Source organism: Paraburkholderia sp. BL25I1N1, from assembly GCF_003002025.1.
Lineage (GTDB): Bacteria > Pseudomonadota > Gammaproteobacteria > Burkholderiales > Burkholderiaceae > Paraburkholderia.
Map to the genome: position 1 here is coordinate 211,700 of NZ_PVZB01000006.1, position 18,289 is coordinate 229,988.

An 18,289-nucleotide genomic window follows, 5' to 3' on the forward strand; every position below is an offset into this window, starting at 1 on the left:
AACCGGCCGGACGCGGCACGGTTGCAGGAGGCGATAAAAGTGACCCGGGTGGCGGCGCGGAGTTCCGCTGCGCCGCCGCAAGAAGTTCGCGATTATATTTCTTTTCGTGACAAATCGGCTTGAGACAGGGCAAGGCGGCCCGCTTGGTGCGGGTGCGCCGCCGGTGTCAAGTCTGCGTGGCGTTGCGCCGTTTACCTCAATGAGCGCCGCGACAACAGGGCCCGCCGCACCAAGTGGAGATTTTGCAACGTTTTTAGATATCGACACGACACCCAATGGACGGCGGCCTAACGGCGTGTGAGGATTTCCGTAAAGCGCGTCAAGGTTGGTGCAGCACCTTGCGAGGCGCAAAGAACAAGCGGCCGGATCGAGTTGTCCCATTGCTCGAGTGCAGGGAGATCGTCATGAACAAGCAAGTGCTCGCGCTAGCTGTCTCCACCGCCATGTCCGCCGCTTTCGCCGCGCCTGCCCTGGCGCAGACGAGCGTCACGCTGTATGGCGTGCTCGACGAAGGCATCAACTACACCAACAATGTCGGCCGCGGCCATGTCTATGAACTGGCGAGCGGCTATGCGCAAGGCAGCCGCTGGGGGCTGAAAGGCGCCGAGGACCTGGGCGGCGGCCTCAAGGCGATTTTCCAGCTGGAAAACGGTTTCGACGTGAGTTCCGGGCGGCTCAATCAGGGCGGCCGCATGTTCGGCCGCCAGGCCTTCGTCGGCTTGAGCGAGAACCGGTTCGGCACGTTGACGTTCGGCCGCCAGTACGATTCGGTGGTCGACTATCTGGCCCAGACCACGGCGAACGGCAACTGGGCCGGCTCGCTCTTCTCGCACCCGTACGACAACGACAATACGGACAACTCGTTCAGGCTCGACAACTCGGTGAAGTACACGAGTCCGTCGCTGTCCGGCTTCCAGTTCGGCGGCGTGTATAGCTTCAGCAACGACACCAGCTTCGCTAACAATCGCGCGTACAGTTTCGGCGGTCAGTATACCTATGGCGGCCTGCTGGTGGCCGCGGCCTATCTGCAGGCCGACAATCCCGGCAATGGCGCGAACGGTGCGATCACGGCGAACGACGCCAGTTTCATCGCCGCCCGCATGCGCGTGTTCGGCGGCGGCATCACTTACACGTTCGGGCCGGCGACGGCCGGCTTCGTCTATACCAACTCGAACTATCTGGACCCGACCGGCAACGGCTATCTCGGCGTGACGCCGCTCGTGCCGCCGGGCGTATTGCTGAACTCGCTGAAGTATCAGAACTTCGAGGTGAACGGCAAGTATCAGATTTCGCCGATGCTGTTCGTCGGCGCGCAGTACGTGTACACGATGGAAACCTACGACGCCTCGACCGGCGGCGTGAAGCCGAAAATTCACTCGTTCGGTTTGATGGCGGATTACAACCTGTCCAAACGCACCGATGTCTACATTCAGGGCCAGTATCAGCAGGTGACTGGCGACTCGACCTATTCGATTCTGGACGATGCCTTTAACGTCGGCACGCAGTCGCCGTCATCGACCTCGAAGCAGGTCGTGGTGCGCGCGGCGATCCGGCATAAGTTCTGATCTCACCTTACCTGACCGTATCGCGCGGGCGTCCTGGTGCCGATCAACTCCGCCACCCAGTCGATGAAAATCCGCACGCGCGGCGCCAGATGCCGGCCATGGGGAAACACCACCGACACCGGCAGCGGCGGCGCTCTCCAGTCCCTCAGCACTTCGACGAGCTCGCCGCTCTCGAAGAGTAGCGCATCCACGCTGCCGACCGGCCCCTGAATCATGCCGAGTCCGGCGAGGCAACAGCCGATATAGGCATGCGCGCTGTTGACCGAAACGGCGCTGCGCATTGCCACCGTCTTCAGTTCGCCTTGTTCCAGATATTCCCAGTCGAGATCGCGCCCGCTGCGGCTGGAGAAAAAACCGACCGCGACATGCTCGTCCAGATCGGCGGGCGTACGCGGCAGACCATGTTTCTCGATGTAGCCGCGCGACGCGCAATTGAACTGCTCGAACTCGCCGATGCGCCGTGCGACCAGCGTCGTGTCGCTCATGCTGCCGACCCGCACCGCGCAATCGACGCCGTCCTCGATCAGATCGATCATGCGGTCGGTCGCGCTCAGCACGACGCGAATGTCCGGATAGCGCGCGAAGAAATCCGGCAGCGCGGGAATCACCACGTGCAGCGCCAGCCGCTCCGGCAAGTCGACACGAATCACGCCGCGCGGGCCGGTGGCGACATCGGCGAATAGCGCCTCGGCGTCGTCGATATCGGCTAGCACCTGGACGCAGCGCTCGTGATAGGCGGCGCCTTCGGGCGTGAGCGCGACGCGCCGCGTAGTGCGCTGAAGCAGCCGCACGCGCAGATGACTTTCCAGGTATTGGATCGCGTTGCTCACGGTGGGGCGCGGCAGTTGCATCTGCTCGGCGGCCTTGGTGAAGCTGCCGAGTTGCGCGACGCGCGCGAAGATTTTCATGGCCTGCAAGTGATCCATCGACGATGCTCTCCGTCTGAGCCCGCTCGGGCCGGGTTCGGTGGCTTTCCATTGTGCCGATTGTTAACCGTTTTCGACCAATCTGATCAAGCGGCGCGCCTTTATCGCTAGGCGGGCCAGGCGCAGAATGCCGTTCAGAGTTGGCGAACCCGGCTGCAAACGCGGCTTCAGGCGCGGCTGCAAGCGCACCTTCAGGCACGCCGGTTCGCCGTCATCTTCAACGCGATCAAACGACTTCGGGAAGGCACGCAATGAATACACGTCAACTGGGCCGGCAAGGCCCGCAAGTTTCCGCCATCGGCCTCGGCTGCATGGGCATGTCCGATCTGTACGGTCCGGCCGACCGCGACGAAGGCATCGCCACGATTCACGCGGCGCTCGACGCCGGCATCACGCTGCTCGACACGGGCGACTTCTACGGCATGGGCCACAACGAAATGCTGATCCGCGACGCGCTGCAAGGGCGTCAGCGCGAGAACGTGGTGGTCAGCGTGAAGTTCGGCGGAATGCGTGATCCGGCCGGCGGCTGGATCGGCTTCGACGCGCGGCCGGTGGCGGTGCGCAATTTTCTCGCGTACACGCTGCGGCGGCTCGGCACCGACTATATCGACATTTACCGTCCCGCGCGACTCGACCCGGCGGTGCCGGTTGAGGAGACCGTCGGCGCCATCGCCGATCTGGTGAAGGAAGGCTACGTGCGCCAGATCGGCTTGTCGGAAGTCGGCGCGCACACGCTGCGCCGGGCGCGGGCCGTCGCGCCGATTGCCGATCTGCAAATCGAATATTCGCTGATGTCGCGTGGCATCGAGGCCGAAATCTTGCCGGTGTGCCGTGAACTCGGGATTGGCGTCACGGCGTACGGCGTGTTGTCGCGTGGTTTGCTGAGCGGCGCGTGGTCGAAAGAGCGTGGCGCGCAGAAGGATTTTCGCAGCGTGAGTCCGCGCTTTCAGGGTGAGAACCTCGAGCGCAATCTGGCGCTGGTCGAAACGTTGCGCGGGATCGCCGACGCGCGCGGCACCAGTCCGGCGCAACTGGCGATCGCATGGGCGCTGTCACGCGGCGACGACATCGTGCCGCTGGTCGGCGCGCGCCGCCGCGGCCAGTTGACGGATGCGCTCGCCGCCACCGGCTTGAAACTGGGCGCCGACGAACTGGCGCGCATCGAAGCGGCAATTCCGCCTGAAGCCGTGGCGGGCTCGCGCTACAACGAAGTGCAGATGGCGCATCTGGACAGCGAACGCAGTGGGCATTGATCGGCCAATCGATCAGCCAGCTGTGGGAAAAAGGAAGAGATAAAACGAATCGCGCGCCTTGGATAACGGATTATCACAAGGCGCGCGAATTGAATGCGGTGAATACGAGCAGTGTTTTTAAATCGGATTAACGCTCAATTCATCACGTAATTCTGAAACAGAATGCCGACGATCACGCCGAACGGAATGCCGAAGGTCCGGCCGCGAAGCGTGGCGTTGATATCTTCATCGAGGACGAAGCTGCAGCGGCGCTCGCGCCACACGGTTTTATAGGCCAATGGCTTTGCATCGACGATGACGATGGAAATCAGCGCGGTCAGGATAACCTGTTCCAGCGCATGCAGTTTGGCCATGAACGGCGAAAATTCGCCGGCATTGCACAGGAGCACCATGACGACGGCGGCAATCAGGGTGCCGAAGAAAAAACCGCTCATGAATCGGCTTGCTGAACTGAGAGAATCCATTTGAACCTCGGCTGTATGCGCCGCCTTGACAAAAAGCGGCGCATCGAAAATATTCTGACGGAAAGGGTTTCCATTCGATAAACCGGCGCCGCCTTGACTGCGGCGCCGGTCGACCTCAACGGGATACGCAAGAATATTTTTATTGCCTTGTCCAACCTATCGTCCTTTTCCTAATGGCGCTTAAGATCAGTCCGAAAAGTACGGAAACTCGCCACGTTTTGAGCTAGGTGCCGAAGAGATTCAACCTGGCGTACTGCAACAGCATGATGGTCTTTCCGTCGACGATCTCGCCGCGCTCGATCATCGCCAGCGCATCCTCCACCGGCAGTTCCAGCACCTCGATATCCTCGCCTTCGTCGGCGAGGCCGCCGCCCGCGCCGACTTTCGCCACCGCGTCGTATTCAGCGACGAAAAAGTGCAGCTTCTCCGTGACCGAACCCGGACTCATGAAGGCCTCGAAGACCTTGCGGACGTCGTGCACGCGGTAGCCGGTTTCTTCCTCGACTTCCGCGCGAATCCGCTCTTCCGGCGACGCGGTCTCCAGCAGCCCGGCCGGCGTTTCGATCAGCATGCCGTGATGCCCGTTGACGAACGCCGGCAGCCGGAACTGCCGCGTCAGCACGATCGTGCGCCGGTGCGGTTCGTAGAGCAGCAGCGTCGCACCGTTGCCGCGGTCGTAGGTTTCGCGGCTCTGGCGCTGCCAACTGCCGTCGGCGCGCCGGTAGTCGAAGGTGGTTTTTTTCAGCACGTACCAGTCGTCCGACAGCACCTCGACGTCGACAATCCTGACCCGTTCGGCGGTTTCGTTCATGGCTCGCATCCTGTCCAGTGGGAAACGCGGTTCGCTCCGCATGCGAATCATGGTATCGTGCGATATCGTGCAAAAACAAGTAATTTCGTGCAATCCCCGCGAAATCCGCCTAGGACCACCGCCATGCTCACATCGCAAAGAAAGCAGCTGATACTCGACGCGCTCAAGCGCAATGGGCAAGTGATCGCTAAAAGCCTGAGCGCCGAATTCGAAGTCTCCGAGGACACGATTCGCCGCGATCTGCGCGAACTCGCCGCCGAAGGCCAGCTTCAGCGCGTGCATGGCGGCGCGCTGCCGGCGTCGCCAGCGGCGGTGGATTTTGCCGGGCGCGAGCGGATCGAATCGGCGTCGAAGGCGGCGATCGGCCGGGCGGCGGCGGGCATGATCGCGCACGGCCAGATTGCGTTCGTCGACGGCGGCACGACGGCCGTGCAACTGGCGCGCCATCTGCCGCGCGACTTGCGGGCGACGATCGTCACGCATAGCCCGAGCGTTGCCGTCGAACTCGCGGAGCATGCCGAGCTCGAGGTCGTGATGATCGGCGGCCGCCTGTTCCGGCATTCGATGGTCAACGTCGGCGCCGCGGCCATCGAAGCGCTCAGCCACATTCGCGCGGACCTGTATTTCATGGGCGTGACCGGCGTGCATCCGCAAGCGGGCCTGAGCACCGGCGATAGGGAAGAGGCCTATGTGAAACGCGCGTTCGCGGAACATGCCGCGGAGACGGTGGTGCTGGCGTCGGCGGAAAAACTCAATGCGGCCTCGGCGTACAAGATCGCGGATGTCACGGCGGCCAGTGCGATCGTCGTCGAACGGAACACGGAAGAGGCGTTGACCTCGCCGTTCGAGGCCTTGGGCATCAACATCGTGCGTGCATAGTTCGACATACTGATTAAAAGGCCAAAGAATAAAGCGCTCACACCCGCTGTAATGCCGTGAATATGGCGCTTCATACCAGATCCGTTATTTGCGAGATAGTGCACAAAATTTGACGCACGCTGCGGCGAATTAACGCGATAATCGCGCCCCTTGCCCTCTGTGGGGCAAGGAAAGGCAATTCACGGTAGTTCAAGGTCAATCAGATCGACTGCGGCGCGACCGAAGTGACGGTCGCCGCAGGTCGCCGGTACGCCCGGGCGTTAGATAGCGTCCGCGGTTCGAATACCTCCCTCGTGGTGACAGCCGTCCAGCGCAAGTTCGTCGTGTGCCAGCACGCACGCGGACGCTCGCGTGCGACGGTCCGCGCCCCGCGTCGTTCTGACGACGTCGGAACAGTTACCTCGCGGGCCGCCTCGATGGAAGCCCCGCGAGGTCGGGTTGCCGCCGTATTCACTAAAGGAGAAGTCCATGGGGAAACTCGACCTTTCGCGTCGCAGTTTTCTGAAGGCCAGCGTGTTGGCGGGTGTGTCGGTGTATATCGCGCCGATGGGCAGCCGCGCATTCGCTGCGTTGTTCGAAGAGAAAATCCTGACGCCCGTGCAGTGGGATGCGGCCAACGGTCAGGCGAAATTCCGCATCGACGGGATCGCCAAGGTCACCGGCTCGAAAGTGTTCGCGCGCGACATTCGCGCCGCCGACATGCCGCACTGGCCGCAGCAGCAATCGCACGCTTTCATTCTGCGCACGACGCAAGCCGACCGCAGCTACGAAGGCTTCGACCTGTCGCTGCTCGGCGACGAACTGAAGCCGGACCGCGTGATCACCGCCGCCGATCTGGCGCGCGACGGCCTGATCTTCCCGGCTTTCTACGGCGACGACATGCTGTTGCCGCCGGGCAAGACGCCCGCGTATCTCGGCCAGGCGGTGGCGATCCTGATCTATCACGACTTCGCGCGCTTCCGCTTCGCAAAAGACAAGCTGAAGTTTCAGGATCAGATCATCCGTTACGGCGCGCCGACCGGCGTGCTCGAACGCGATCCGTGGGGCACGTTCCGCTTCGTGCGCGTCGGCGGCAAGACGCCGTACGACGACGACACCTTCTCCAGTCTCAAAGATGCGCCTGTTTTCCCGAGCATGATGCGCAAGCACCAGCCGGTGTGGCCGGACGGCGTCGAACACGGCAAGCTCGACGAGCAGGGCATGTTCCACGCCGCGCGCATCCAGCAGGAACTCGATCAGCCCTCGGCCGACTGGCTGGTGATGGAGCGCGAGTACAACACGCAGTCGATCGACACGGCCGCGCTCGAGCCCGACAACGCGAACTGCTGGTACGACGCGGCGACGCAATCGCTGCATATGGTCGTGCCGACCCAGGCGCCGTCGGAGGTCGCCGACAGCGCGGCCGAGATGGTCGCGAAGTGCGCATTCCCGGTGAAGCATCTGTTCCTCCACCCGTGCTACACGGTGGGCTACGGTTCCAAGGATCACTTCAACGTGCCGTTCTACGGCCTCGTTTGCGCGATGTATGCCGATGGCCGTCCCGTGCGCCTTGCCAACGATCGCTACGAGCAGTTCCAGACTTCGTTGAAGCGCCACGCGTTCAAGATGAACTACCGCATCGCCGTCGATAAAAAAACCGGCTTGCTGCAATCGTTCAAGGCGCAGATGGAAGCGAACGGCGGCGGGCGCTGCAACTTCTCGCCGTCGGTGGCAATGGTCGGCGCAACAGCCGCGCAGTCGATCTATTACTTCCCGAAGAACGATCTGTCGGCGGTGGCGATTGCTTCGCGCGCGATCGACGCGGGTTCCGCACGCGGCTACGGCACGCTGCAGAGCATGGCCGCGACCGAGATGATGATCGATGAAATCGCCGCGCAGCTCGAACTTGATCCGATCGAGTTCCGCCTGAAAAATGCGCTGCGTTCAGGCATGAAGAACACGCAAGGCGCAGTGCCGGCCGGCGCGATTCGCGTCGACGATGTGCTGAACAAAGCGAAGCTGCATCCGCTGTGGACGAACCGCGCGAAGCGCAAGGTCGAGTTCGAAGCGGCGCATCCGGGCAAGCGTTACGGCGTCGGCTTCGCGTGCGTGCAGAAGGACTTCGGCACCGGCGCGGAGACTTCGTTCGCGAAGGTCGAATTCGGTGCCGACGGCAAGATCGGCCTGCAACACACGGCCGCCGAAATCGGCACCGGCATGTCGACCTCGCAGGCCGTCGCGGTGGCGAAATGGCTCGGCAAGCCGGCCACCGACGTGCACGTCGCCATCACCGACTGGCCCGATCTGCCGGTTGTGACGAGCGGCGATCCGTACATGATGTCGCAAGCCGATCAGGACAAACTCGCGGCGAATCCGCGCTGGTCGCCGGGTTACGCGTCGCCCTCGAGCGCGACGAATTCCGCTTACTACTTCACGCACAGCACGCGCGAAGCGGCGCGCGTCGTGTTCACGCATGGTCTGTGGCCGGCGGCGATGTCGATCTGGAGCCAGGGCATTGGCGGCGGCCAGGCCGCGCCATTGCTGGTGCGTATCGAAGACGCGCGCTGGGTCGACGGCAAGCTCTCCGCGGCAGGCCTCGAACCGCTGCCGTGCGAACAGCTCGCGAAGAAGGCGCACGAACTCGGACTCGTGACCGGCGCAACCGTGCACGTGTTCAACCGGTGGCAGTGGACCGAAGCGGACTTCGAGATCGACGGCAGCATCGAGCGCTGGCCGCTCGACGGGCTCGCGGTGCGCTACGGCGACAGCGCGTCGGCCGATAAGCAAAAGACGCAGACCACGCCGAATCGCTACCGCGTGCTGGATCGTCAACGCGTGTTTATTCCGCCGGTCCAGCGCAACAACGCGGCCGTGACGTACTACAGCGCGGTCGGCACGCTGGTCGAACTGTCGGTGCATGAAGCAAGCGGCAAGGTCGATCTGCTCGCGCATCACTCGATCATGGAATGCGGCAATCAGATCTCGCCGCAACTCGTGTCCGGCCAGTTGCAAGGCGGTCTGGCGATGGGCATCGGCCACGCGCTGCATGAATATCTGCCGCTCTACGAAGACGGCCCCGGCAACGGGACGTGGAACTTCAATCGTTACCACTTGCCGCGCGCGACGGACGTCGCCGTCTGGACGCAGACCGGCGAAGTGCTGCCGCCGCTGACCGAGACCGATCCGCCGAAGGGCATCGCCGAAGTCGTGATGATTCCCGTGGTCGGCGCCATCGTGAACGGGATCGCGCACGCGATCGGACATCGCTTTACCGACCTGCCGGTCACCCCGCAACGTATTCAGGAGGTGCTCGCATGACGGCCCCTAATCAAACCAACGCAAATGTCGCTAGTGGCGCGGTGAGCGCTGCTGCACCAAGTGGCGCTTCCGCAAGCAGCGCTTACGCCGCCTCTGCAAGCGGCTCTTCTGCCACTCAGGCGAGCGGCGTCGCCGCAGCTTCGGCTGCCGTCGCTGCCCGCGCGCCTGCGGGCGCGTCCGCAGCCAGCGCGGTCGAGCGACCGCTGACGCAATTCCGCTCGATGCCGCTGTCGATCAAGGTGAACGGCGAGATCGTCGGCCCGACCGATGTGCCCGCCGGCCTGATGATGATCGACTATCTGCACGAGTATCTTCACTTGACCGGCTCGCGCCTCGGCTGCGGCCAGGGCGTTTGCCACGCGTGTGTGGTGATCGTCGACAAACCGGACGGCACCAGCGAAGAAGTGCGCACCTGCATCACCGGCGCGAATTTTTTTCACGGCAAGTCCATTCGCACGATTGAAGGCCACGCGAAGCGCAACGAAGCCGGCGAGGTCCTCGAACTGACACCGATCCAGCAGAAGTTTCTCGAGCACTTCAGTTTTCAGTGCGGCTATTGCACGCCGGGCTTCGTCAATGCGGCGACCGTGTTGATCGAACGCCTGAAGCGTCAGCCGGTCGCTAAAGACAAAGTCGAGGAAACCATTACCGAAGCGTTGAACGATCACATCTGCCGCTGCACGGGCTACGTGCGCTACTACGAAGCCGTGAAGGAAGTCGTGCTGACGACGCCGGGCCTCGTAAAGGACGCCGCACAATGAGGCGACCCATCACCTTGCGCCGCACGCTCTTGCTGCTCGGTACGCTGCTCATGCTGAGCGCGTGCGGCGGTAAGCACGACGATTCCGCCGCACTGGCCGCGGCCGCCGCATTGGGACCGCAAGCCACCGCCGCCGATCCGCTCGCGCGCGGCCGCTACCTCGTCAAAGCCGCCGATTGCGCCGCCTGCCACACCACGCCAGACGGCGCGCCGTTCGCCGGCGGCGTGAAGCTCGCTTCGCCGTTCGGCACCTTCTACGGCACGAACATCACGCCGGACAAGGACCACGGTATCGGCAACTGGAGCGCGGACGACCTGTACAAGGCGCTGCACGACGGCGTCGCGCCGGACAAGCAGCTCTATCCGGCCATGCCGTACACGTCGTACCGCCGGCTGTCGCGCGCGGACAGCGATGCGATCTACGCGTACCTGATGGCGCAGAAGCCGGCCGCGGTGGCGAACCACGAGCCCGAACTGTCGTTCCCGTTCACGCTGCGTTTCGGCGTGCGTTTCTGGAACTGGATGTTCCTGGAAGACGCGTTGCCGGATGCGTCGACGGGACAGACGGCGCAGTGGAATCGCGGACGCTATCTGGCGAGCGCGCTCGGCCATTGCACCGAGTGTCATACGCCGCGCGGCACGTTCGGCCAGCTCGACGGCGCAAAGCCGTTGACCGGCGCGGCGCTCGGCCGGATCGCGGCGCCGGATATCACGCCGCATGGTCTCGCGGCTCGCGGCTGGACCGCAGCCGATTTGCAGACGTTCTTCGCCACCGGCATCGCGCCGCAGGGCTCGGCATTCGGCGAGATGTATCCCGTGGTGCATCTGAGCAGCCAGTACCTGACGCATGACGACTTGCGCGCGATCTCGACCTACCTGCTCGGCGACCAGGCCCCCGCGCCGCAACCGCTGCAGCCGGTTTCCGCGGATGCCGCTCAGCTCGAAGCAGGGCGCAACGTGTATCTGGGCGTGTGCGCGGGCTGTCACGGATTGAACGGCGAGGGCAAGCCGCATGTTGCCGTGCCGATGCATGGCAATTCGACGCTGCGTCAAAGCGATGCCCACAATCTGATTGCGGCGATGCTCGACGGCATCGGCGCGCAGGATTTTCCGGGCCTCGAACGGATGCAGGAGATGCCCGGCTTCGCCAATCAACTCAGCGATATGGAACTTGCGCAACTCGCCAATTATCTGCGTGCGACGTGGGGCGGCCAGCCTGCCGATGTGACGGCGGATGCGGTGAAAGCACTGCGTTGAACCGTTGATGTGCTTCCGGCGCCTTCTGTCAGGGCGCCGGGCGCGGGCATTCGAAGAAACCGACGCTTCGGGTTGTTAAGGGCGTCGGTTTTTGCTTGCCCCGCCTCGGTCATCGTGTCTCCTCATGAAGTCGCGCAATGAACTCGCGCGCCATGGTCTGCTCAAATGGTATCGCGCCGCTGCCGGCTTGCGGCGCGCGTTACGTTTCGCCGTAGGCAAGGCAGATTCCTTTCACGGAGACTTCATGAGCAATCGCGCGACGGAGATCCTTCCGCATCATAGTTACGTTTATTCGCTCGGCGCGCCGCTGGCCTGCGTGCAAGGCACGATCAGCAAGGTGTTCGCCAGCCCGGAAAATCACAATGGCGCCAATCACCAGCACTTCGTCATCAAGATCGACACGGTGGTGAAGTTCGAAGGCGGTACGGAAAATCTCGTGGGCACCGAGGTCTTCGTCGCCGTGCGGTTCGGCGACAACGAGGGCCTCGCGCATGAGATCCCCAACTTGCAGGCAGGCCAGCCGATCGAAGCCCAGGGCGAGTACATCCCCGACGCCAAAGCCTATCCCACCGAAGACAATCGCAATCCCGTTCTGCCGGTACTGCACTTCACGCATCACCCGGTCGGTTACGTGAAATACCAGGGGCAGTACTACAGCTAGCCCTGTCCGGTCGCGCCGGACGGACGCCGTTCCGTCCGAGCGCCGCCACGACTCGGACTTCACACCCACGGTCGCCAGCGCTGACGATTCAAGTTTCCATGCCACTTTGCCGTTAATGCAAACGTAATCGCGCGTTTGCCGAGGTGGGGCCGTAGGTGCCTTTTGCATGACTTGCAAACGCGCACCCGATTCGCCGTAGTACACGAAACGCGGTCCTGCAACAACCGGATTTGCGACGGTCATGCGGATGCCTGACGGGCACGCGTCGCGCGTTCACGTTGCATGCGCAACGTTATCCGCAATACCCAGCGTAAGGTTTGTATCAAAGTATGTGGCTCGACGCGTTTTGTATAAAACGCACTTTACAATTCCGCTTGAATTTTAATCGGCAATCTGGCCCTTTCCGCGGAAGATCGGCTGTTTCGGCGGGCGCCATGGGCGCGTCCCAAGTGTTCGGCAGCTTGTGAAGGCGAGGGGTTGGGTTGGTCGGCAAGGCGAGGGTGAGCGCCGCACGAGGCGGCTTTGTCGTGTCGCAGGGAAAGCAGCGCGCCGTGCGGGCGTGCGCGTCGCTTGCGACAAGGCAACATCCAGCTCGCCAATGAACGAGGCAGGAGTCGAACAAGATGGGAAAGCGCTTCGACAGAACAATGATGGCCAGTCTGGCTGGCGTATGGGTCGCGCTGGCGGTCAGCGGTTGTGCGAATGTGGGTCAGCAGGGCGCGCAGACAGGCGCGGCAGCGGGCGCAGCGCCCGCGTCCGGTGCGCTGGCGGCAACCGCGCCGGCCTCCGATGCGACAGCGGTTGCACCGCCAGGCATCAACGCCGACGGGAGCGCGCTGCTCAAGAATTCGCCGCCGCTCGTGTATCGCGTCAAACGTGGCGACAGCCTGGCGCGCATCGCGCAGCATCATCATTGCAGCGTGAAGCAGTTGCAGGCCTGGAACGGATTGAAGGCGTCCTCGCGGTTGAAGTTGGGACAGGTCTTGCACGTCGCATCGCCGGAAACGGTGCGGGCGGTGAATGCGGCCAATGCGGCCAATGCGGCAGCGAAAGCCGCGGCGGCGTCCGCATCGAGTGCTGCGGTCGCGGCGCGGCAGCCGGCGTTGGCGTCGGGCGCTACGCAGTTACCGTCGCAGACCGCGCAAGCCGCGCAGACGCCGGTGCCTAGCTCCGCTGAAGCACGCGAAGTGGCGCATCAAACCGCACGGCACGCGAACGGCGTAGCGCTGGCCTGGCCCGCGGGCGGGCGGGTGGTCGAGGGATTCCAGCCGGGCGAAACACGCGGCATCGAAATCGGCGGCAGGCCGGGCGATCCGGTACGCGCCGCGGCCGACGGCAAGGTGATGTACGCCGGCACGGGCCTGAACAGCTACGGCAGTCTGATCATCGTCCAGCACAACAAGGACTTTCTGACCGCCTACTCGCACAACCGCAAGCTGCTGGTCAAAACCGGCGATATCGTCATGCAGGGGCAGCAGATCGCGGAGATGGGCGACGAAAAGAACTCGCGCGTTTCCGTGGGTTTCGAGTTGCGCCGTGACGGCAAGCCGATCGATCCGATGCCGTACCTGCCGCAAGGACGCGGCTAGGCGCGCGGCTTCAATCCAGCCACAGCAGCGCCGCGGCGACGATCGCTTCCGGCGCGTCTTCCTGCATCAGATGGCCGGCCTTCGGCACCGCCTGAAAGCGCGCTTCCGGTATGGCCGCGGCCAGTTGACGGCCGCGCGCCAGTGGAATCCACTGGTCTTCTTCGCCCCACAGAATTTGCACCGGGCAACGTAGCTGCGGATAGCGCGCTTCGACCTCGTCGGTGTAGCGCTGATCCATTTGCGCAATCTGCCGATAGAACGCGGCCTGGCCGGTTGCGCCGAGCCATGGCGTTACATAGGGCGCGAGTTCGTCGTCCGGAATCTCGCGCGCGATCGCGCCGCGCACATACGCTTTCACCACCGCCTCGTGAATGTACGGCGGCAGTCCGGCAAACGCGTCGCCGTGATCGCGCACATGCCGCACGAACGGCGAACCCCATGGCGCGACCGCTACCGGATCGATCAGCGTGAGGCTGCGGTAGTCGCAGCCATCGATCAGATGCGCCGCAATGAAGTCGCGCCGCCGAAATCGTGCGCGATGACGTCCGGGCTTGTCAGTTGCCAATGCGCGAGCAATTCCGCCAGCAAAGCGTTCTGCACGCCCAGCGAGACGTCCGCGCCGTCGCGCTGTTCGGATTGCCCGTAGCCGAGCAGATCGTAGTAATAGACGGTGCGTGTCTGGGCGAGATGCGGTGCAATGCGATGCCACACATACGAAGAAAACGGCGTGCCGTGAACCAGCACCAGCGGCGGACCATTGCCCGTCACGTTGAAACGCACGGCTTGATCGCGGAAGGCGTAGCTTTCGGGGAGCGGCCAGATTTGCATGGCGATGAGCGTCGCAAGAAGGTCTGCCTACCTTAGCAGGGCTTCGTGAACCATGCTGACCGGCTTTTCGTAGCTCCCGCTGAAGATCTCCCGCAGAAGCTCACCTTTGTTTTATTCAGCAAAGCCAGGCAAATTCAGCCATGACTAGATCGCGCACTCGTTTCAATCGCAAACAAGCGAGGCCGGCAACATGCACTCTTACGAATTGCGCATAAATTGGCCTGAAACAAGGCCTCGTTGTGTTGGACGTGTTCGAAAAGCCTGGTAATCGCGACGACGGCGCACCCATGCCGTCATCGCGCAAACACGGCACGATGGGTCGAAGCGCGCGTATTCAATGGTGAGGAAATTCGGGAGCCGAGGCGGGATGAACGCAACGCGCCCAACGATCATGCCGAGGGCAAAGTGCGGGCAACGCGCAAAGGGCGCGGCCCAAACTCGCATCACGCGAGCGCACCAGGCCGCGCGCAACCGGCTACTTCGATTCGTACCCGCGCAACAACTGCGACACCTGGCCATGGTGATGCAGGATCGCCGGATCGGCCTGCAACAGCGGCAGATAGCGTGGCAAAAAAGTATTGTTCGGCTGGTCGGGCGAGAAAAGTCCCGTCACCGCCTCGGCCGCGGCGATGCGGTCGGCGGCTTCGGCTTCCTTATCGTCGAGAATTTCGTCGACGTTCGCTATGACTGTCGAGAGCGCCGCGAGCCAGCGGAACCCCGACCCGTTGATGAGCACCTGCAGGAAAGCTGCCGGTGTGACCGGGCCAAATTCCTTTTCGTACACGGCACGCTCGTGATCGAGAATGGCCTTGTGCAGCGCCAACAGCGGCCGGCGAATGTCCGAGAGGAATTGAGTGCATTGCGAGTCGTCCATATGTGCTGCTCCTTCGGATAGTCAGTCAGACCGGGTCCATGCTAACAAAATCGCCCGGCATTGATTCAATTAGATTCACTGGCGTATAGAGGCCGATCATCAAGGCGCGATGCGCGGATCGTCTGCCGTCGATTAAAAACACCTTTCAACCGCGCACTCGGCACCCGCGAAATGCCTCAGGCTGACCGCAGTGTGCAGCCACGAGGCGAATTTTTTAATGCGCGTCTACAATTCGCCGGTCAGTATCGGCAGGTTCGCGCCCATGCATTTATCGCCGTTTTCAAGGACCGGAAAAACACCATACGTATTAGTCCAGTCAGTCGAATAAACGCGGTGAGTCTTTATGTTTTGGTCCGACGTCTCTGTCTAAACAGCTTGATAAACAATAAACCCCACTCGGAGCCGCTCCATGACAACGCTGAATATCAATGGCCAGACGCACACCGTCGACGCGCCGCCCGACATGCCTCTCTTGTGGGTCTTGCGCGATATCGTCGGTCTGACCGGCACGAAGTTCGGTTGCGGCATCGCCCAATGCGGCGCGTGTACCGTGCACCTCGACGGCGTGGCGGTGCGCTCGTGCGTATTGCCGGCAGCAGCCGTCGGCGATAAAAAGATCACGACGATCGAAGCGGTGGGCAGCACGCCGGCCGGTCAGAAGGTGCAGCAGGCCTGGCGCCAACTGGACGTGGTGCAATGCGGCTACTGTCAGTCGGGGCAGGTCATGTCGGCGGCGTCGCTGCTGGCAGGCAATCCCAATCCTACCGATGCGGACATCGACGCCGCCATGGCCGGCAATATCTGCCGCTGTGGAACCTACAACCGCATCCGCGCGGCGATCAAGCAAGCCGCCAAGGGGGCATGACATGTCCCAGGGATTGCTTGATTCACAAAACGGCGCGCATGCGTCGAAGGCCGGCGCGCGCGCCGCAGCTGGCTTTTCACGCCGCAGCTTTCTGAAGTTCGGCGTGACGGTCGGCGCGGCGGCGGGCGGCGGTCTGCTGCTCGGCTTCAGCATGCCGGCCGCGAGCCAGGATCAGAAAGCCGGCAAGTCGGTGATCGGCGGCGACGGCGTAGAAACGCCGCAAAGCGGCGTGTTCGCGCCGAACGCGTTCATCCAGATCGATACCGCCGGCAAGGTCACGCTCGTGGTTCCGAAGGTAGAGATGGGCCAGGGCGTCTACACGTCGATTCCGATGCTCATTGCCGAAGAACTCGAAGTGCCGCTCGACACGATCACCATCGATCACGCGCCGCCGAACGAAAAGCTCTTCATGGATCCGCTGCTCGGCGGCCAGCTCACGGGCGGCTCGACCTCGATCCGCTATGCGTGGGAGCCGATGCGCAAGGCGGGCGCCACTGCGCGAACCATTCTGATCAGCGCGGCGGCGCAGCAATGGCAGGTCGATCCGGCAAGCTGCCATGCGGAGGCCGGACAGGTGATTCACGAGGCCAGCAAGCGCAGCATCGGTTACGGTCAGCTGGTGACGGCAGCTGCCGGTCTGCCCGCGCCGCAGAACGTCAAGCTCAAGGACCCGAAGGACTTCAAGCTGATCGGCACAGCGGTTAAGCGCCTCGATTCGCCGGAGAAGGTGGACGGCACGGCGATGTTCGGTCTCGACGTGCGCGTGCCCGACATGGTCTACGCGGCGATTGCGAACTGCCCGGTATTCGGCGGCACGCTCGCCAGCGTCGACGACACCAACGCGAAGAAAATCCCCGGCGTGCGCCAGGTCATCAAGATCGACAACGCGGTCGCGGTGATCGGCGACCACACGTGGGCCGCCAAACGCGGCGTGCAGGCGCTCGTCATCAAATGGAACGACGGTGCGGGCGCGAACCTGTCGATGAAGCAGATCGTCGACGATCTCGCCAATGCCTCGCAGCGCGACGGCGCGGTGGCGCGTAAAGACGGCGACGTCGGCAATGCGTTCTCCAATGCGAAGACACGCGTCGACGCCGTGTATCAGCAGCCGTTTCTCGCGCACGCCACCATGGAGCCGATCAACTGCACGGTGCATGTGCGCCCCGACGGCTGCGATGTCTGGCTCGGCTCGCAGGTGCCGACGCGTGTGGTGGATGCGGCCGCGGCGGTCACGGGGCTGCCCGCCGACAAGATCGTCGTGCACAACCATCTGATCGGCGGCGGCTTCGGCCGGCGGCTCGAGTTCGACATGGTCACGCAAGCCGTGAAGGTGGCGAAGCAGGTGTCGACGCCGGTGAAAGTGGTCTGGACACGCGAGGAAGACATTCAGCACGACATGTACCGCCCGTATTACTACGACAAGATTTCGGCCGGCCTCGATGCGAATGGCAAACCGGTCGCATGGCAGCACCGGATTGTCGGCTCCTCGATACTGGCGCGATTCGCGCCGCCCGCGTTCAAGAACGGCATCGATCCGGACGCGGTCGAGGTCGCGTCGGACCTGCCGTACGACTTGCCCAATCAGCTGATCGACTACGTTCGCCAGGAACCGCGCACGGTGCCCACCGCATTCTGGCGCGGCGTGGGACCGACGCGCGGCACCTTCGTGGTGGAGAGTTTCATTGACGAACTCGCGGCGCAGGCGAAAGTCGATCCTGTCAAATACCGTCAGGACCTGCTCGGCAAGACTCCGCGCGCGCTGAACGTGCTCAACGTCGCCACGCAAGCGGCGAACTGGGGCAGCGCGGTGCCGAAGGGTCAAGGGCGCGGCGTGTCGGTCATGCACGCGTTCGGCAGCTTCTTTGCGATCGTGGTGGACGTCGCGGTGGAGCAGGGCGAGGTGGCGGTCAAGCACGTAACGTGTGCGGTCGATTGCGGCATGGTGGTCAATCCGAACACGGTCGAAGCGCAAGTGCAGGGCGGCATCATCTTCGGCATCACGGCGGCGCTCTACAGCGAGATCACGATCAAGGACGGCCGCGTCGAGCAGAACAATTTCACCGATTACCGGATGCTGCGGATCGATCAGACGCCGCCTATCGATGTGCATATCGTGAAGAGCGGCGAGGCGCCCGGCGGCATCGGCGAACCCGGCACGGCGGCACTCGCGCCCGCGCTGACCAACGCGATTTATGCGGCCACCGGCAAGCGGCTGCGGCAATTGCCGGTCGGCAGCCAACTGCAAACCGTCTGAACGGAG

At 63.2% G+C, this 18,289-nt stretch carries 14 protein-coding genes and 1 pseudogene; 10 read left to right on the forward strand and 5 right to left on the reverse strand.

Annotation, left to right across the window (positions count from 1 at the left end; genetic code table 11):
- Positions 1–404: 404 nt before the first annotated feature.
- Positions 405–1,565 (forward strand): porin, encoded by a 1,161-nt coding sequence (locus B0G73_RS11515; RefSeq protein ID WP_106280763.1) that lies wholly within the window; start codon positions 405–407, stop codon positions 1,563–1,565.
- A 2-nt stretch (positions 1,566–1,567) separates the two neighbouring features.
- On the opposite strand, the gene B0G73_RS11520 is transcribed toward B0G73_RS11515, so the two are convergent.
- Positions 1,568–2,491 (reverse strand): LysR family transcriptional regulator, encoded by a 924-nt coding sequence (locus B0G73_RS11520; protein WP_106280765.1) that lies wholly within the window; start codon positions 2,489–2,491, stop codon positions 1,568–1,570.
- Positions 2,492–2,742: 251 nt separating this feature from the next.
- On the opposite strand from B0G73_RS11520, the gene B0G73_RS11530 reads away from it, so the two are divergent.
- The gene (locus B0G73_RS11530; RefSeq protein WP_106280769.1) at positions 2,743–3,744 is read left to right on the forward strand and encodes an aldo/keto reductase; all 1,002 of its coding nucleotides are present in this window, start codon (positions 2,743–2,745) and stop codon (positions 3,742–3,744) included.
- A 134-nt stretch (positions 3,745–3,878) separates the two neighbouring features.
- Here B0G73_RS11530 and B0G73_RS11535 read toward each other — a convergent pair whose 3' ends face one another.
- Positions 3,879–4,208, reverse strand: a complete 330-nt coding sequence (locus tag B0G73_RS11535; RefSeq protein WP_106280770.1) for a hypothetical protein — start codon at positions 4,206–4,208, stop codon at positions 3,879–3,881.
- 223 nt (positions 4,209–4,431) lie between these two features.
- Positions 4,432–5,019, reverse strand: coding sequence for an NUDIX domain-containing protein (locus B0G73_RS11540; protein ID WP_106280772.1), 588 nt, complete (start codon positions 5,017–5,019; stop codon positions 4,432–4,434).
- Between the two features lie 123 nt (positions 5,020–5,142).
- Between B0G73_RS11540 and B0G73_RS11545 the strand changes: the two genes are divergently transcribed.
- From B0G73_RS11545 to B0G73_RS11570, 6 genes are all read left to right on the forward strand, one after another.
- Positions 5,143–5,898, forward strand: a complete 756-nt coding sequence (locus B0G73_RS11545; protein WP_106280774.1) for a DeoR/GlpR family DNA-binding transcription regulator — start codon at positions 5,143–5,145, stop codon at positions 5,896–5,898.
- A 468-nt stretch (positions 5,899–6,366) separates the two neighbouring features.
- A complete protein-coding gene (locus tag B0G73_RS11550; RefSeq protein WP_106280776.1) occupies positions 6,367–9,195 on the forward strand; it encodes a xanthine dehydrogenase family protein molybdopterin-binding subunit in 2,829 nt (942 codons plus the stop codon).
- A complete protein-coding gene (locus B0G73_RS11555; protein WP_106280778.1) occupies positions 9,192–9,956 on the forward strand; it encodes a (2Fe-2S)-binding protein in 765 nt (254 codons plus the stop codon). Before B0G73_RS11550 ends, B0G73_RS11555 begins: the two co-directional genes overlap by 4 nt.
- Complete coding sequence (locus B0G73_RS11560) at positions 9,953–11,212, forward strand: cytochrome c (protein ID WP_106280780.1); 1,260 nt, start codon at positions 9,953–9,955, stop codon at positions 11,210–11,212. The genes B0G73_RS11555 and B0G73_RS11560 overlap by 4 nt, the downstream gene beginning before the upstream one ends.
- Positions 11,213–11,456: 244 nt before the next feature.
- Positions 11,457–11,873, forward strand: coding sequence for a hypothetical protein (locus tag B0G73_RS11565; protein WP_106280920.1), 417 nt, complete (start codon positions 11,457–11,459; stop codon positions 11,871–11,873).
- Between the two features lie 623 nt (positions 11,874–12,496).
- Positions 12,497–13,462 carry a peptidoglycan DD-metalloendopeptidase family protein gene (locus B0G73_RS11570; RefSeq protein ID WP_106280782.1) on the forward strand — a complete coding sequence of 322 codons (966 nt, stop codon included), beginning with the start codon at positions 12,497–12,499 and terminating at the stop codon, positions 13,460–13,462.
- A 10-nt stretch (positions 13,463–13,472) separates the two neighbouring features.
- On the opposite strand, the pseudogene B0G73_RS11575 reads toward B0G73_RS11570, so the two are convergent.
- Both B0G73_RS11575 and B0G73_RS11580 read right to left on the reverse strand, forming a co-directional pair.
- Positions 13,473–14,290, reverse strand: a pseudogene (locus B0G73_RS11575) (alpha/beta fold hydrolase).
- A gap of 475 nt (positions 14,291–14,765) precedes the next feature.
- On the reverse strand, positions 14,766–15,164 hold the full coding sequence (locus tag B0G73_RS11580; protein WP_106280784.1) for a hypothetical protein: 399 nt from the start codon (positions 15,162–15,164) through the stop codon (positions 14,766–14,768).
- A gap of 409 nt (positions 15,165–15,573) precedes the next feature.
- Here B0G73_RS11580 and B0G73_RS11585 point away from each other — a divergent pair, with 409 nt between their 5' ends.
- Positions 15,574–16,029 (forward strand): (2Fe-2S)-binding protein, encoded by a 456-nt coding sequence (locus B0G73_RS11585; RefSeq protein WP_106280786.1) that lies wholly within the window; start codon positions 15,574–15,576, stop codon positions 16,027–16,029.
- Between the two features lies 1 nt (position 16,030).
- Positions 16,031–18,283, forward strand: a complete 2,253-nt coding sequence (locus B0G73_RS11590; RefSeq protein WP_106280788.1) for a xanthine dehydrogenase family protein molybdopterin-binding subunit — start codon at positions 16,031–16,033, stop codon at positions 18,281–18,283.
- Positions 18,284–18,289: the final 6 nt, after the last annotated feature.

Coding starts and splice junctions, on each gene's coding strand:
- B0G73_RS11515 (WP_106280763.1), top strand. CDS start 405: ATGAACAAGCAAGTGCTCGCGCTAGCTGTCTCCACCGCCATGTCCGCC.
- B0G73_RS11520 (WP_106280765.1), bottom strand. CDS start 2,491: ATGGATCACTTGCAGGCCATGAAAATCTTCGCGCGCGTCGCGCAACTC.
- B0G73_RS11530 (WP_106280769.1), top strand. CDS start 2,743: ATGAATACACGTCAACTGGGCCGGCAAGGCCCGCAAGTTTCCGCCATC.
- B0G73_RS11535 (WP_106280770.1), bottom strand. CDS start 4,208: ATGGATTCTCTCAGTTCAGCAAGCCGATTCATGAGCGGTTTTTTCTTC.
- B0G73_RS11540 (WP_106280772.1), bottom strand. CDS start 5,019: ATGAACGAAACCGCCGAACGGGTCAGGATTGTCGACGTCGAGGTGCTG.
- B0G73_RS11545 (WP_106280774.1), top strand. CDS start 5,143: ATGCTCACATCGCAAAGAAAGCAGCTGATACTCGACGCGCTCAAGCGC.
- B0G73_RS11550 (WP_106280776.1), top strand. CDS start 6,367: ATGGGGAAACTCGACCTTTCGCGTCGCAGTTTTCTGAAGGCCAGCGTG.
- B0G73_RS11555 (WP_106280778.1), top strand. CDS start 9,192: ATGACGGCCCCTAATCAAACCAACGCAAATGTCGCTAGTGGCGCGGTG.
- B0G73_RS11560 (WP_106280780.1), top strand. CDS start 9,953: ATGAGGCGACCCATCACCTTGCGCCGCACGCTCTTGCTGCTCGGTACG.
- B0G73_RS11565 (WP_106280920.1), top strand. CDS start 11,457: ATGAGCAATCGCGCGACGGAGATCCTTCCGCATCATAGTTACGTTTAT.
- B0G73_RS11570 (WP_106280782.1), top strand. CDS start 12,497: ATGGGAAAGCGCTTCGACAGAACAATGATGGCCAGTCTGGCTGGCGTA.
- B0G73_RS11580 (WP_106280784.1), bottom strand. CDS start 15,164: ATGGACGACTCGCAATGCACTCAATTCCTCTCGGACATTCGCCGGCCG.
- B0G73_RS11585 (WP_106280786.1), top strand. CDS start 15,574: ATGACAACGCTGAATATCAATGGCCAGACGCACACCGTCGACGCGCCG.
- B0G73_RS11590 (WP_106280788.1), top strand. CDS start 16,031: ATGTCCCAGGGATTGCTTGATTCACAAAACGGCGCGCATGCGTCGAAG.